Below are 12,673 nucleotides of genomic sequence, written 5' to 3'. Positions count from 1 at the left end.
TGACCGCCATGACGGGCAGGGTGGCGGCGGTGAACCTCGGCGTGGTGACCGAGGCGGAGTGGGCCGGCGACGCGAGCGGTCGCAGCGGCATCGACAAGCGACCGGTCGACGGGCCGGTGGCGGTGCTCACCGGTGGCGTGGCCGGCGATTTCATCGGCGAGCGAGCCGTGCACGGCGGGTCCGACAAGGCCGTCTACGCGTACGCCGAGGAGGACGCCGCCTGGTGGTCGGCCGAGATCGGCCGGACCATCCGCTCGGGCGGTTTCGGCGAGAACCTGACCACCTACGCGATCGACGTGACGGGTGCGGTGATCGGCGAGCAGTGGCAGGTCGGTTCCGCCCTGCTCCAGGTCACCAAGCCGCGTACCCCCTGCACCACCTTCGCCGGGTTCTGGGGCGTACCGGATCTGATCAAGCGGTTCACCGTCCGGGCATCGCCCGGGGCGTACCTGCGGGTGCTGCGCGAGGGGGAGGTCGGCGCGGGCGACCCGGTCGAGGTGGTGGACCGCCCGGCGCACGGGGTGACCATCGGCGAGGTGTTCCGGGCGACCAGCCTGGAGCCGGAGTTGCTGCCCCGGCTGTTGGATGCGGAGGACCTGCCGGAGGCGATCCGCGAGAAGGCCCGACGCCGTCTCGCCTCCCGGGGCTGACCCGGGGCCACCGACAGAAACGGTAGCCGGGGCCGGGACCGACAGGAACGGCCCCCGGCCATGCCAGAAGGCGATGACCGGGGGCCGTCCTCAGGAGCGGAAGATCAGCGGAGCCAGGGGACGCTGCGGTCGAGCAGACCGCGCTCCTTGAGCTCCTTGCGCAGCGGGATCTCGTCGTCGACGTACCCGTCCCAGTTGATGCCCCAGTAGTTGGCGGTGTGGGTGCCCTCACCGATCAGCTGGCGCTGAACCGGGGTGCGGTTGCGGTACCACTCGCCGTTCAGGTCGGGGTGCAGCTCGTCCAGCGGACGGATCCACCGGTAGGTGTAACCGACGAAGAGCATCTTGCGGGTGATGGTCGACAGGTTCGTCGACCGTGAGTGCCACTGCCGGCGGTCGAAGATGAACGCGTCACCCGGGTTGGCGGTGATCTCCACCGTGCCCTCCGGGTCCGGGTTGTGCACGCTGAGGTCCTTGGGCCGGTCCAGCGAGTTCCACAGGTGGCTGCCCGGGATGACCTTGGTGGCGCCGCGGCCGGTCTCGGAGAGGTCCGACAGCACGTACGCGACCTTCAGCGAGAACATCGGTCGGGGCAGGTTCGGGTCCATCGTCTCCGGGTCGGAGTTCTGCCGGTACCCGTCCTGGTGCCAACCCCAGTACGGCTTCTCCGGCTCGGCGGCCGGCGGGGTGACGTCCAGGTGGTTGTGGTGGGTGTAGATGTTCCAGCCCGCCAGCCCCCACATGTACGGGAAGGCGATCGGGTGGGTGAGCAGCTCGCCGAAGAGCTCGTCGCGCTCCAGGAAGCCCAGCAGGTGCAGGGTGCCGTCCTTCTTGGTGGTGCCCTTGGCCTGCTCCTCCGCGTAGACGCGGTCGACCGCCGCCTCCAGCGCCGCCCGGTGGTCCTCCGTCAGGACGTTGCGCAGCAGGAGGAAGCCCTGCTCGTGAAACTCCTTGCGGTCAGTGTCGCTGATCGGTTCGTAACCGGTCCGGTCGCCGTAATCGAACACCGCGTCGTACCCCTCCCCATGAGGTGAATCCTTTTCTGGCACAGGCCGCCGATCGTAACGCGACGGCCATGGCCTCGGGGAGGGCGTCTTCGATGCGTGGTCCGCAGTGGGACCCCCCGCAGCGGGGGAACTGCGCAGAGTGAGTTCTCCGTGATCAATCGGGGTATTGCTAGGCATTTGTCCGATTGTGCGGTGACCGCCGGTTAAGAGATCCGGGTCGGTCAACCCTCGTTGAACACCTCGGCCACCACCTGACCGGCGGGGCTCTGCTCGCCGTCCGCCCGGTCCCAGGTGCCGGCCCGGGCGGTCCACTCCAGGTCGCCGAAGCGGACGCGCTTCACCCCGTGGTCCTGGGCGTGGGACACCAGCCAGTGCGCGTACCGCCAGCCGTCGCGCTGGTCGCCCGGCGTGATCGCCAGCCCGGTCGGGTCGGTCGGGTCGGTGCCCTTCAGCCCCCAGTCCAGCACCAGGTTGCGGGTCAGTTGCGCGGCCGCCGCCGCACCGTGCATCACCGGGGTACGCCCCACCGTGCAGGCGACCGCTCCGGTGGCGTCTCCCAGCAGGGCTCGGCTGAGCACCTCGGAGTCGTCGGCCCACTTCTGGTAGGCCTCCGGGAACGCCGAGCGCTGCACCCGTTGGGCGGCGTCGGTGACGCGCATCTTCTCCCAGCCGCGCACCTTCTTGAGCGCCGCGTAGAACCGGTTGGCCGCGTAGCGCGGGTCGCGGATCTGTGCCGGGGTGCCCCAGCCCTGGCTCGGCCGCTGCTGGAACAGGCCGACCGAGTCCCGGTCGCCGTCGGCGAGGTTGCGGAGCCCGGACTCCTGGTAGGCGGTGGCCAGCGCGACCACCACGGCCCGCTCGGGCATTCCGCGCTGGGCGCCGATCGCCGCGATGGTCGCCGCGTTGGCCATCTGGTCGGCGTCGAGCGCGACCCGGCCGTCGGCCTGCACGGTGCACTTCCGGGCTGCCAGCGGCAACTGGAGGCGGTCACCGACCTGCCGTACGACGAGCCAGATCGCGATCACGGCGACGAGGATGAGCACCACTCCACCCGCCACGGCTGCCCGAGTTCGCACCCACACCCCCAGATCGACAGTCCGCCAAGCGTACGTCCCCCGCGGACCTCTCCGGGTCGTCTGAGCGGTTCGGGACCGGCTCTGCCGAGGCGTGCCGATCGGGACATTCCCGCTTTGGGCCCGGTCTCACCTACCGGTGTGGCTCTCTGTCGCAGTCCGGCCCGGTGACAATCGGGGGGCATCCGGTGCCCGTCTCGCTGGCCGCTCGCGCGCGCCTTGGGTGGCGCCTGCCTGGCCTGTCGTGCGCGTCACGGGCCCGTCTCCTCGGGAAGTGGTTGACCGGTCAAGGGCTTACTACGGGTTGACATGTCAATTGCTGGCCCGCCCGATCGGGGAACCCGGTCGGACCGGTCCTGGAGCAAGGAGGAGTTCCATGGGAACGCTCGACGGCAAGGTCGTACTCGTCACCGGCACCGGCGGCGGTCTGGGACGCGTCGCCGCGCAGATCTTCGCGCGGGAGGGCGCGAAGGTCGTCGGGGTCGACATCCAGGTCGACGGCAACAACGAGACGGTCGAACTCGTTCGCAGCGCCGGCGGTGAGATGACCGGCATCGCCCCGGTCGACCTCACCGACCCGGAGCAGGTGCGCACCCTCGTCGAGGACGCCGCCGCGGCCTACGGTGGGCTCGACGTGGTCTACAACAACGCCGCGGCGCTCCGCTTCGGCCCGATGCCCGACTTCTCGGTCGAGGACTGGCGCTACACCATCACCGGCGAACTCGACATCCCGTACTTCGTGTCGAAGTTCGCCTGGCCGCACCTCGTGCGGCGCGGTGGCGGCGTCATCATCAACGCCGCCTCCATGGCCGGCATGATCGCCGGTCACGTCCCCCCGATGGTCGGCCACACCGCCGCCAACGCCGGCGTCATCGGCCTGACCCGACAGCTCGCGCTCGAAGGAGCGCCGCACGGGATCCGTGCGGTAGCGGTCAGCCCCGGCCCGATCGTCAGCCCGGCCAGCGAGCGCGACCTGGGCGACAACCAGGCGGCCCGGGACGCCATCACCGGCAAGACGCTCCTCAAGCGGTTCGCCCAACCCGAGGAGGTCGCCGAACTGGTGGTGTTCCTGGCCTCCGACCGGGCGTCGTACATCACCGGGGCGAACTACCCGGTCGACGGCGGCGCTACCGCGTGGTGACCCGGCCGACACCGGGGCGCCGCCGTGCACGGAGGCGGCGCCCCGACGGCCACCAACGACGAGCCGGGGCTCCCGGTCCTACCCGGCGCGCTCCGCGGAACCACCGTCCAGAGCGGCCACCCATCGAGCCAATCGCTTCTCCCGGAACGCGGTGACTCCCTCGCGCCCCTCGTTGGAGAGGAAGTAGCTGGTCGACAGGGCGGACAGCCGCGCCAGGTCACCACGCAGCTCGGCGGTGCCCGGCCGGCGCAGCAGCTCCTTCGCACCGGCCAACGCGCCGGGAGCGCCCCGCACCAGCGAGTCGCAGTAGCTCCGCACCGCGGGGTCCAGCTTGGCGGCGGGCACGGAGGCCGTGACCAGGCCGATCTGGGCGGCTCGCCGCCCGTCGAAGGTGTCCCCGGTCAGGTAGAGCTCGGCGGCGGCGCGCGGATGCAGCCGGGGCAGCACGGTCGCCGAGATCACCGCCGGGATCACCCCGATCCGCACCTCGGTGAACGCGAACGTCGCCTCGTCGGCGCAGACCGCCAGATCGGCGGCGGCGATCAGGCCCAGCCCACCCGCCCGCGCCGGCCCGCCCACCCGGGCCAGCACCGGCTTCGGGCACTCCCAGAGCGCCGCGAGCACGTCACCCAGCATCCCGGCGGGCACCGTCCCGCTCGCGTACGCGGCGGCCGTCTCCTTCAGGTCCGCACCCGAGCAGAAGACCGGGCCGGTGTGGTCCAGCACGATCGCCCGGACCGACTCGTCGGCGACCGCGCCGGCCAGCCCCGACAGCAGTTGGGTCATCAGGCCCGTGGAGAGCGCGTTGCGGTTGTGCGGGCTGTCCAGGGTGAGGGTGGTCACCCCACGGGCCGTGGCGACCCGCACGAGGACGTCGGGAGAGGTCATGCCGGGCACACTAGTGGCCATGCCCGGCGTCCTTCCAGATGGTGAGACCGTCCCTGTCGACGGATCGCTGCCCGCCACCGCCACCACGGCGGTCGGCGCGCGCGGCTTCGGCGTGTACGTCCACGTGCCGTTCTGCGCCAGTCGCTGCGGCTACTGCGACTTCAACACCTACACGGCGGCCGAGCTGGGCGGCGGCGCCAGCCGTGAGGGGTACGCCGACACCGTCCTGGCCGAGCTGGCGCTCGCCGCCCGGGTGCTGGGCGACAGCCCACCGCCCCGGGTCGACACCGTCTTCGTCGGCGGCGGTACGCCCACCCTGCTCCCCGCCGACGACCTGGCCCGCATCCTCGACGGCATCGACCGCACCTGGGGGTTGGCCGCCGACGCCGAGGTGACCACCGAGGCCAACCCGGAATCGGTCACCCCGGAATCGTTGAAGCTGCTGCGGGCCGCCGGCTACACCCGGATCTCGCTGGGCATGCAGTCCGCGTCGCCGGGGGTGCTGGCGATCCTGGACCGCAAACACAGCGCCGGCCGGGCCACCGCCGCCGCGCTGGAAGCCCGCGACGCCGGGTTCGAGCACGTCAACCTGGACCTGATCTACGGGACGCCGGGGGAGCGGGCCGAGGACTTCGCCGCCTCGTTGGAGCAGGTGGTCGCCGCCGGAGTGGACCACGTCAGCGCGTACGCCCTGATCGTCGAGGACGGCACCCGGCTCGCCGCCCGGATGCGACGCGGCGAACTGGCGTACCCCAGTGACGACGTCGCCGCGGACCGCTACCTGGCCGCGGAGGCCGCCCTCGACGCGGCCGGGCTCTCCTGGTACGAGGTCTCCAACTGGGCCAGCACCGACGAGGCCCGGTGCCGGCACAACCTGCTCTACTGGACCGGCGCGGACTGGTGGGGGCTGGGGCCGGGGGCGCACAGCCACGTCGGTGGGGTGCGCTGGTGGAACGTCAAACACCCCTCGACGTACGCCCAGCGGTTGGCCGCCGGAGCGTCCCCCGGCCTGGCCCGGGAGGTGCTCACCGCCGACGAGGCGCACATGGAGGACGTGATGCTCCGGCTGCGGCTCGCCAGCGGCCTCCCGTTGGCGGTGCTCGACGCCAGCGGCCGGGCCGGCGCCGAGCGGGCGCTGGCCAACGGCCTGCTGGCAGCCGAGGAGTACGCGGCCGGCCGAGCGGTGCTCACCCTGCGCGGGCGGCTGCTCGCCGACGCGGTCGTGCGCGACCTGCTGCCCTGAGCGGGCGGGCCGGCCGGGGGAGCGGCCGGCCCGAGGTCACTTGATGAAGCTCGCCGAGAGCGGGTAGCGGTAGAACTGCCCCTCGTTGGCCTTGATCCCGGCCAGGATGCCGAACACGGCGCCGAGGACGACGGCCGCGATGACCCCGATGAAGCCGATCAGGATGCAGGACAACACCCAGCCGACCAGGCCGACGATCGACCAGATGAGCTGGAAGTTGAGCGCCGCCACGGCGTGCGCCCGCACGGTCGGGGACTGGTTGCCGCGGACCAGCATCGCCACCAGCGGGGCGATCCAGCCGAGCACACCGCCGCTGATGATCATGCCGGCGGCACCGCCGAAGTGCGCGACCAGCGCCCAGGTCTTGTCCTCGCTGTTGGCGTAGCCGCCGCCGGGGCCGCCGTAGGCCCCACCGGTCGGGTAGCCGCCGGGCGGGGGATAGCCCCCGGGCGGGGGGTAGCCTCCCGCCGGAGGGTAGCCGCCTGACGGCGGTTGGTCACCGGTGGGCGGCGGATAGCCACCGGCCGGGGGATAGCCGCCCGGGCCGGGTGCCCCGGACAGTGGTGCGGTGGGTGGCTCGGCCGACGGGTACGAACCCGGGGAGGTCGGCTCCGGCGGGTAGTTGCCGGGGTCACCCGCGCCGGGAGGGCGAGGAGGTTCAGTCATGGATGTCACGGTAGGGGCACCTGGCAACGCCGCACCAGAGCAACACCGCCCGGCGATGTGGGCCGATTGGTCCGGCGGGGTGGCGCGGGCCGCACCGACGGGCCGTCGTTGATCATCGCGCCGGCGGGCACGCCGACGTAGACTGGCACTCGCTACAGTCGAGTGCCAGGACGGCCCGGCCGGCCCAGGGAGCCGGCGGCCGACGAGCGATCAGGAGGTGCGGGGATGGGTCTCGACGACCGGAAACTCGCCGTGCTCCGCGCGATCGTTGAGGACTACGTCTCCACCCAGGAGCCGGTCGGCAGCAAGGCGCTGGTCGAGCGGCACCAGCTCGGGGTCTCCCCGGCCACCGTCCGCAACGACATGGCCGTGCTGGAGGAGGAGGGCTACATCCGGCAGCCGCACACCAGTGCCGGCCGGGTGCCCACCGACCGTGGCTACCGACTGTTCGTCGACCGGTTGTCCCGGGTCAAGCCGCTCAGCCCGGCCGAGCGTCGGGCCATCGAGCGCTTCCTGGTCGGCGCGGTCGACCTCGACGACGTGGTGCACCGCACAGTGCGGTTGCTCGCCCAGCTGACCCGCCAGGTGGCGGTCGTGCAGTACCCGAGCCTGGCCCGCTCCTCGGTGCGGCACCTGGAACTGGTGCCGATCTCCACCACCCGGCTGATGCTCGTCATGATCGCCGACACCGGGCGGGTGGAGCAGCGGTTGGTGGAGTTGCCCGGGCCGGTGTCCGCCGACGACGTCACCGACCTACGCCGACTGATCAACGAGAAGCTCGCCAACGCCCGGCTGTCCGAGACGCCGCCGCTGGTGCAGGCGCTGGTCGAGGAAGCGCCGACCCTGCTGCGCCCGACCATGACCACGCTCGCCACCGTCCTGCTGGAGACGCTCGTCGAGCGGCACGAGGAGCGGATCGCGCTCGCCGGCACCGCGAACCTCACCCGGGGTGGCCTGCTCGACTTCCAGGGTTCCCTGCGGCCGATCCTCGAGGCACTGGAGGAGGAGGTCGTGCTCCTCAAGCTCATCGGCGAGACCGAGCCGAGCACGACCCGGGTGCTGATCGGCGACGAGAACGAGTTCGACAACCTGCGGGCCGCCTCGGTGGTCAGCACCGGCTACGGTCCGGGCGCGACGATCGTCGGTGGTCTGGGGGTGCTGGGGCCCACCCGGATGGACTACCCCGGCAACATCGCCACGGTGCGCGCCGTGGCACGCTACGTGGGCGAGTTGCTGGCCCAGAACTGACCAGTCAGGGCCGACGGCCGGCGGCAGCCGGATCGGCGCAACGCGAGACGAACATGAGGACACGGAACGCAGTGGCCAGGGACTACTACGGCATTCTCGGTGTGAGCCGGGAAGCCTCCGATGACGAGATCAAGCGCGCCTACCGCAAGCTGGCGCGCCAGTTCCACCCGGACGTCAATCCGGACCCGGAGGCTCAGGAGAAGTTCAAGGACATCAACGCCGCGTACGAGGTCCTCTCGGACGACCGGAAGCGGCAGATCGTCGACCTGGGTGGCGACCCGCTCGCCCCGGGCGGCGGCGGTGCCGGAGGCCCCGGGGGCCCGGGCGGCGCCGGCCCGTTCGTCGGTTTCCAGGACATCATGGACGCCTTCTTCGGCGGTGCCGGTGGCAACGCCCGTGGCCCGCGTCCGCGTACCCGACCGGGCGCCGACGCGATCCTGCGGCTCGAACTCGACCTGCACGAGACGGCGTTCGGCGTCGAGGCGCCGATCACGGTCGACACCGCCGTGCTCTGCACCACCTGCTCCGGCGCCGGCACGGCCGCCGGCACCCACCTGGCGACCTGCGAGGCGTGTGCCGGTCGGGGCGAGGTGCAGTCGGTGCAGCGCACCTTCCTCGGCCAGGTGGTCTCCGCCCGGCCGTGCACCGTGTGCCAGGGCTACGGCACCACCATCCCGCACCCGTGCCCCACCTGCGCCGGCGACGGCCGGGTCCGTACCCGCCGCTCGCTGACCGTCAAGATCCCGGCCGGCGTCGAGGACGGCATGCGGATCCGGCTGGCCCAGCAGGGCGAGGTCGGCCCGGGTGGCGGCACCGCCGGTGACCTCTACGTGGAGATCCACGAGCGGCCGCACGACGTCTACTCCCGCAAGGGCGACGACCTGCACTGCCGGGTCACCGTGCCGATGACCGCGGCGGCGCTGGGCACCCGGCTGACCATCAAGACCCTGGACAGCGAGGAGACGGTCGACGTCAAGGCCGGCACCCAGCCGGCCAGCACGCTGCGACTGCGGGCCCGGGGCGTGCCGCACCTGCGCGGCACCGGCCGAGGCGACCTCTACGTGCACCTGGACGTGCGGACGCCGACCAAGCTCGACCCGGACCAGGAGAAGATGCTGCGCGACTTCGCCAAGACCCGTGGTGAGGAGGTCGCCGAGTTGTCCAAGCAGGGCGGCTTCTTCTCCCGGATGCGCGACGCGTTCAACGGGCACGCCTGAGGTGTCCGCACCGCTGTTCCTGGTCGAGGCGCTGCCCACCGGCGACGCGCTGACCCTGGACGGCCCGGAGGGGCACCACGCGGCCACCGTGCAGCGGCTGCGCGTCGGCGAGGAGTTGCTGCTCGCCGACGGTCGGGGCGGCACGGCCGCCGCAGTGGTCACCGCCGTCGGCCGGGGCAGCCTGGAGGTCACCGTCACCTCCCGGGGGTACGCGGACGCGCCGGTCCCCCGGATCGTCACCGTGCAGGGCATCGCGAAGGGCGATCGGGGCGAGTTGGCCGTGCAGGCGATGACCGAGGTCGGCGTCGACGAGATCGTGCCGTGGGCGGCGTCGCGTTCGGTGACCCAGTGGCGCGGCGACCGGGGCGTACGGGCCCGGGAGAAGTGGGTGGCCACCGCCCGGGAGGCGGCCAAGCAGGCCCGCCGGCCGTGGCTGCCGGTGGTGGCCGGCGCGCCGGACGAGTCCACCGCCACGGTGGCCCGTCGGATCGCCGGCGCCGCCGCCGGGTTCGTGCTGCACGAGGAGGCCGAGGATCGGCTCACCACAGCCGAACTGCCCTCCACCGGCGAGATCGTCCTGGTGGTCGGCCCGGAGGGCGGCATCGCCCCCGCCGAGTTGACCGCGTTCCGCGAGGCCGGCGGCCGGCCGGTGCGGCTCGGGCCGTCGGTCCTGCGTACCTCGACCGCCGGAGTGGCGGCGCTCAGCGTGCTCGCCACCCGCCTCGACCGCTGGTGACCCCCTCCCGCGTCCACCGCTCGCTGGTTAGCGACCCCCAGCGAAATCTTGGAAGGAAAGGCCCCTCCGGGGGCGCTTTCCTTCCAGGATCTTGTCGGCGCCGACGTCAGCTGCGCAGGTAGGAGGCGCCGTTGAGGTCGACGATCGTGCCGGAGGCCCACTCGGCCAGTGGTGAGGCCAGCCAGTGCACCGCGGCGGCGATCTCCTCCGGCCGGGCCACCCGGTCGAACGGGCTCTGCGCCCGGATCGCCGCGCCCTCCTCGCCGCCCAGGTACTCGGTCACCATGTCGGTCGCCACGAAACCCGGCGCGACGGTGGCGACCGTGATGCCGTACGGCGCCAGCGCCACGGCCAGGGACTGACCCAACGCGTTCAGCCCCGCCTTGCTCGCGCCGTACGCCGGCTGGTCCGGCTCGCCCCGGAACGCGCCCCGGGACGAGACGTTGACGATCCGCCCGCCGCGCTCGCGCATGTGCTGGGCAGCGCACCAGGTGACGTTGCCGGCACCGGTCAGGTTGGTCTCCAGCACCTGCCGCCAGCGCTTCTGCCAGTGCTCGTAGGAGGCGCCGAAGATCGGGTGCGGGTCGTCCCGGTCGCCGTACGTCCCGGCGTTGTTGACCAGGACGTCCAACCCGCCGAGCAGCTCGGCGGCCCGGTCGACCATGGCCCGGACCGCGTCCGGGTCGGTGAGGTCCGCGCGAACCACCACGTGCCCGGCGCCGGGCAGGTGCGCGCGCACCTCCTCGGCCGCGTCGGCGGAGTCGCAGTGGTGGATCGCCACCCGGTCACCGCTCTCCGCGAACGCCTGTGCCACCGCAGCGCCGATCCCACGCGAGGCTCCGGTCACCAGTACCGCCCGATCCGTCATGCCGGCCATCCTGCCCGCCTCAGTCACAACCGATGTTAGGAAGGGCCCCTTCCTATACCGCAGGCGTTAACAAGGGGCCCCTCCTTACACTGCCCCGATGGGATCCGACTGCCTGTTCTGCCGCATCGTCGCCGGGGAGATCCCGGCCACCGTGGTCCGGGAGACCGACACCACGCTCGCCTTCCGCGACATCGACCCGAAGGCGCCGGTGCACGTCCTGGTCATTCCGAAGGAGCACTACGCCGACGTCGCGACGCTCGCCCAGGGTGACCCCGCTCTGGCCGCCGACGTGCTGGCGACGTCCGCCGCCGTGGCCGAGGACGAGGGCCTGCTCGGCGACGGCTTCCGGTTGATGTTCAACACCGGCGCGTACGGGGGGCAGGAAGTGTTCCACGTGCACGCGCACCTGCTCGGTGGTGCGCCGCTCGGCCCGATGCTGGCCCGGGACCTCGCGTGAGCGAGGCGGACAGCCGCGTGCACGAGCACCTGGGCCGACTCGTCCGGCGGGTGCAGGCCGACGCCCGGGTGCCGGCGGTGTCGGTGGCGCTGCACCGGGCCGACCGACCGCTCTGGAGCTGCACCGTCGGCGAGACCGGGACCGACAGCCCGTTGACGCCGGACACCCAGTTCCGGATCGGCTCGGTCACCAAGACCTTCACCGCGGCGCTCATCCTGCAGTGCCGCGACGACGGGCTGCTGGACCTGGACGACCCGGTGGGTCGGCACCTGGACCTGCCCGCACACGGCGAACTGACCGTGCGCCGGTTGCTGTCGCACACCGCCGGCCTGCAACGCGAGCCGTTCGGCGACGTGTGGGACAGCCTGCGCGCCCCGGACGCCGACCAGTTGGTGGCCGAGCTGGACCGGGCCGAGCGGGTGCTGCCGGCGGCCCGCCGGTTCCACTACTCCAACCTGGGCATGGCCGTGCTCGGTCAACTGGTCGCCCGGCTGCGCGGCGAGAGCTGGGAGCAGGCGCTCACCGAGCGGGTCCTGACGCCGCTCGGGCTGACCGACACCACCGTGGCCCCCCGGCCGACGGCAGCGACCGGGTTCCTGGTCGACGCGTACTCCGACGAGGCGCACCCCGAGCCGCCGACCGACTTCGGCGCGGTCGGCCCGGCCGCGCAGCTCTGGAGCACCGCGACCGACATGGCGCGCTGGGCGGCGTTCCTGGCCGACCCGGCGGCGCTGGACCCGGCCGGCGCGGTGCTCGCCCCCGCGACGCTGGACGAGATGCGCTGGCCGCTGACCACCACCGACGAGACGCTCTGGGGCGCGGGCTTCGGTCTCGGGCTGATCCTGATCCCGCAGGGGGAACGGGTGATGCACGTGGGACACGACGGGGCGATGCCCGGTTTCCTCGCCGGCGTGTACGGCCGGCGGGGAGGCGACGGCACGGCCGGCGCGATGGGCGCCGCGGTGCTCGGCTCGTCCGGTACGGCGGCCGAGCTGTTCGACCTGACGCACCGGCTGCTCGCCGCAGCGGTCGAGCAGGACCCGGCCGACATCGAGCCATGGCGGCCCGGGGCGCCCGCGCCAGCGGCCCTGCGGGGCGTGCTCGGCCGCTGGTGGGGCGAGGGTTCCGAGTACGTCTTCTCCTGGCATGACGGCTCCCTGCGGGCGCGCGGGACCGGTGACCCGGCCGGACGCCCGCCAGCGATCTTCGTGCCCCTACCGGACCAGCCGGACGTGTTCCGCACGGCATCCGGTCGGGAGGCCGGTGAGCTGCTGCGGCTGACCCGGGACGAGGCCGGCACGGTGGTCCGGATGCACTGGGCGACGTACCGGTTCACCCGCCACCAGGAGACCTTCGACCGGTACGACTTCCGGGCCGGTCGTTGATCGCGGCCAGCGGAAATGGGCGCGATGCGGCCCGCGTCGAACGGATACGATGGGTGTAACGTCCGCACGCCAGCCAGCAGGCCGGCGCCGAGAT

General features: G+C 72.7%; 13 protein-coding genes. 8 read left to right on the top strand and 5 right to left on the bottom strand.

What is annotated here, in order from left to right; all coding sequences use genetic code 11:
* The first annotated feature begins 8 nt into the window (after window positions 1–8).
* Window positions 9–650: an MOSC domain-containing protein gene (locus tag ABGB10_RS04940; protein ID WP_347659637.1), complete on the top strand. Its 642-nt coding sequence runs from the start codon at window positions 9–11 to the stop codon at window positions 648–650.
* Between the two features lie 104 nt (window positions 651–754).
* Here the strand turns inward: ABGB10_RS04940 and ABGB10_RS04935 are convergent, their stop codons facing one another.
* The gene (locus ABGB10_RS04935) at window positions 755–1,657 is read right to left on the bottom strand and encodes a phytanoyl-CoA dioxygenase family protein (RefSeq protein ID WP_347659636.1); all 903 of its coding nucleotides are present in this window, start codon (window positions 1,655–1,657) and stop codon (window positions 755–757) included.
* A gap of 221 nt (window positions 1,658–1,878) precedes the next feature.
* The gene (locus ABGB10_RS04930) at window positions 1,879–2,739 is read right to left on the bottom strand and encodes a hypothetical protein (RefSeq protein WP_347659635.1); all 861 of its coding nucleotides are present in this window, start codon (window positions 2,737–2,739) and stop codon (window positions 1,879–1,881) included.
* A 367-nt stretch (window positions 2,740–3,106) separates the two neighbouring features.
* Between ABGB10_RS04930 and ABGB10_RS04925 the strand changes: the two genes are divergently transcribed.
* Window positions 3,107–3,871 carry an SDR family NAD(P)-dependent oxidoreductase gene (locus ABGB10_RS04925; protein WP_347659634.1) on the top strand — a complete coding sequence of 255 codons (765 nt, stop codon included), beginning with the start codon at window positions 3,107–3,109 and terminating at the stop codon, window positions 3,869–3,871.
* Between the two features lie 78 nt (window positions 3,872–3,949).
* Here ABGB10_RS04925 and ABGB10_RS04920 read toward each other — a convergent pair whose 3' ends face one another.
* On the bottom strand, window positions 3,950–4,759 hold the full coding sequence (locus ABGB10_RS04920; RefSeq protein WP_347659633.1) for an enoyl-CoA hydratase-related protein: 810 nt from the start codon (window positions 4,757–4,759) through the stop codon (window positions 3,950–3,952).
* Between the two features lie 19 nt (window positions 4,760–4,778).
* On the opposite strand from ABGB10_RS04920, the gene hemW reads away from it, so the two are divergent.
* Window positions 4,779–6,002 carry a radical SAM family heme chaperone HemW gene (gene hemW, locus ABGB10_RS04915; protein WP_347659708.1) on the top strand — a complete coding sequence of 408 codons (1,224 nt, stop codon included), beginning with the start codon at window positions 4,779–4,781 and terminating at the stop codon, window positions 6,000–6,002.
* A 36-nt stretch (window positions 6,003–6,038) separates the two neighbouring features.
* Here the strand turns inward: hemW and ABGB10_RS04910 are convergent, their stop codons facing one another.
* Window positions 6,039–6,668, bottom strand: a complete 630-nt coding sequence (locus ABGB10_RS04910; RefSeq protein WP_347659632.1) for a DUF4870 domain-containing protein — start codon at window positions 6,666–6,668, stop codon at window positions 6,039–6,041.
* Window positions 6,669–6,893: 225 nt separating this feature from the next.
* Here ABGB10_RS04910 and hrcA point away from each other — a divergent pair, with 225 nt between their 5' ends.
* From hrcA to ABGB10_RS04895, 3 genes are all read left to right on the top strand, one after another.
* Complete coding sequence (hrcA, locus tag ABGB10_RS04905; protein ID WP_347659631.1) at window positions 6,894–7,916, top strand: heat-inducible transcriptional repressor HrcA; 1,023 nt, start codon at window positions 6,894–6,896, stop codon at window positions 7,914–7,916.
* Between the two features lie 71 nt (window positions 7,917–7,987).
* Window positions 7,988–9,133 carry a molecular chaperone DnaJ gene (gene dnaJ, locus ABGB10_RS04900; RefSeq protein ID WP_030491782.1) on the top strand — a complete coding sequence of 382 codons (1,146 nt, stop codon included), beginning with the start codon at window positions 7,988–7,990 and terminating at the stop codon, window positions 9,131–9,133.
* A 1-nt stretch (window position 9,134) separates the two neighbouring features.
* Window positions 9,135–9,869, top strand: a complete 735-nt coding sequence (locus tag ABGB10_RS04895; protein ID WP_347659630.1) for a 16S rRNA (uracil(1498)-N(3))-methyltransferase — start codon at window positions 9,135–9,137, stop codon at window positions 9,867–9,869.
* Window positions 9,870–9,975: 106 nt separating this feature from the next.
* On the opposite strand, the gene ABGB10_RS04890 is transcribed toward ABGB10_RS04895, so the two are convergent.
* The gene (locus ABGB10_RS04890; protein ID WP_347659629.1) at window positions 9,976–10,737 is read right to left on the bottom strand and encodes an SDR family oxidoreductase; all 762 of its coding nucleotides are present in this window, start codon (window positions 10,735–10,737) and stop codon (window positions 9,976–9,978) included.
* 97 nt (window positions 10,738–10,834) lie between these two features.
* On the opposite strand from ABGB10_RS04890, the gene ABGB10_RS04885 reads away from it, so the two are divergent.
* Window positions 10,835–11,194, top strand: coding sequence for a histidine triad nucleotide-binding protein (locus ABGB10_RS04885; protein WP_088988083.1), 360 nt, complete (start codon window positions 10,835–10,837; stop codon window positions 11,192–11,194).
* Window positions 11,191–12,579 carry a serine hydrolase domain-containing protein gene (locus tag ABGB10_RS04880; RefSeq protein WP_347659628.1) on the top strand — a complete coding sequence of 463 codons (1,389 nt, stop codon included), beginning with the start codon at window positions 11,191–11,193 and terminating at the stop codon, window positions 12,577–12,579. The genes ABGB10_RS04885 and ABGB10_RS04880 overlap by 4 nt, the downstream gene beginning before the upstream one ends.
* Window positions 12,580–12,673: the final 94 nt, after the last annotated feature.

This window comes from Micromonospora sp. B9E7, from assembly GCF_039871815.1.
In the GTDB taxonomy this organism is placed as follows: Bacteria; Actinomycetota; Actinomycetes; order Mycobacteriales; family Micromonosporaceae; genus Micromonospora.
Note: the sequence above shows the minus strand (reverse complement) of the source record. Positions and strands in the feature narration are given on the sequence as shown.

Coding starts and splice junctions, on each gene's coding strand:
- ABGB10_RS04940 (WP_347659637.1), top strand. CDS start 9: ATGACGGGCAGGGTGGCGGCGGTGAACCTCGGCGTGGTGACCGAGGCG.
- ABGB10_RS04925 (WP_347659634.1), top strand. CDS start 3,107: ATGGGAACGCTCGACGGCAAGGTCGTACTCGTCACCGGCACCGGCGGC.
- ABGB10_RS04920 (WP_347659633.1), bottom strand. CDS start 4,759: ATGACCTCTCCCGACGTCCTCGTGCGGGTCGCCACGGCCCGTGGGGTG.
- hemW (WP_347659708.1), top strand. CDS start 4,779: ATGCCCGGCGTCCTTCCAGATGGTGAGACCGTCCCTGTCGACGGATCG.
- ABGB10_RS04910 (WP_347659632.1), bottom strand. CDS start 6,668: ATGACTGAACCTCCTCGCCCTCCCGGCGCGGGTGACCCCGGCAACTAC.
- hrcA (WP_347659631.1), top strand. CDS start 6,894: ATGGGTCTCGACGACCGGAAACTCGCCGTGCTCCGCGCGATCGTTGAG.
- ABGB10_RS04890 (WP_347659629.1), bottom strand. CDS start 10,737: ATGACGGATCGGGCGGTACTGGTGACCGGAGCCTCGCGTGGGATCGGC.
- ABGB10_RS04885 (WP_088988083.1), top strand. CDS start 10,835: ATGGGATCCGACTGCCTGTTCTGCCGCATCGTCGCCGGGGAGATCCCG.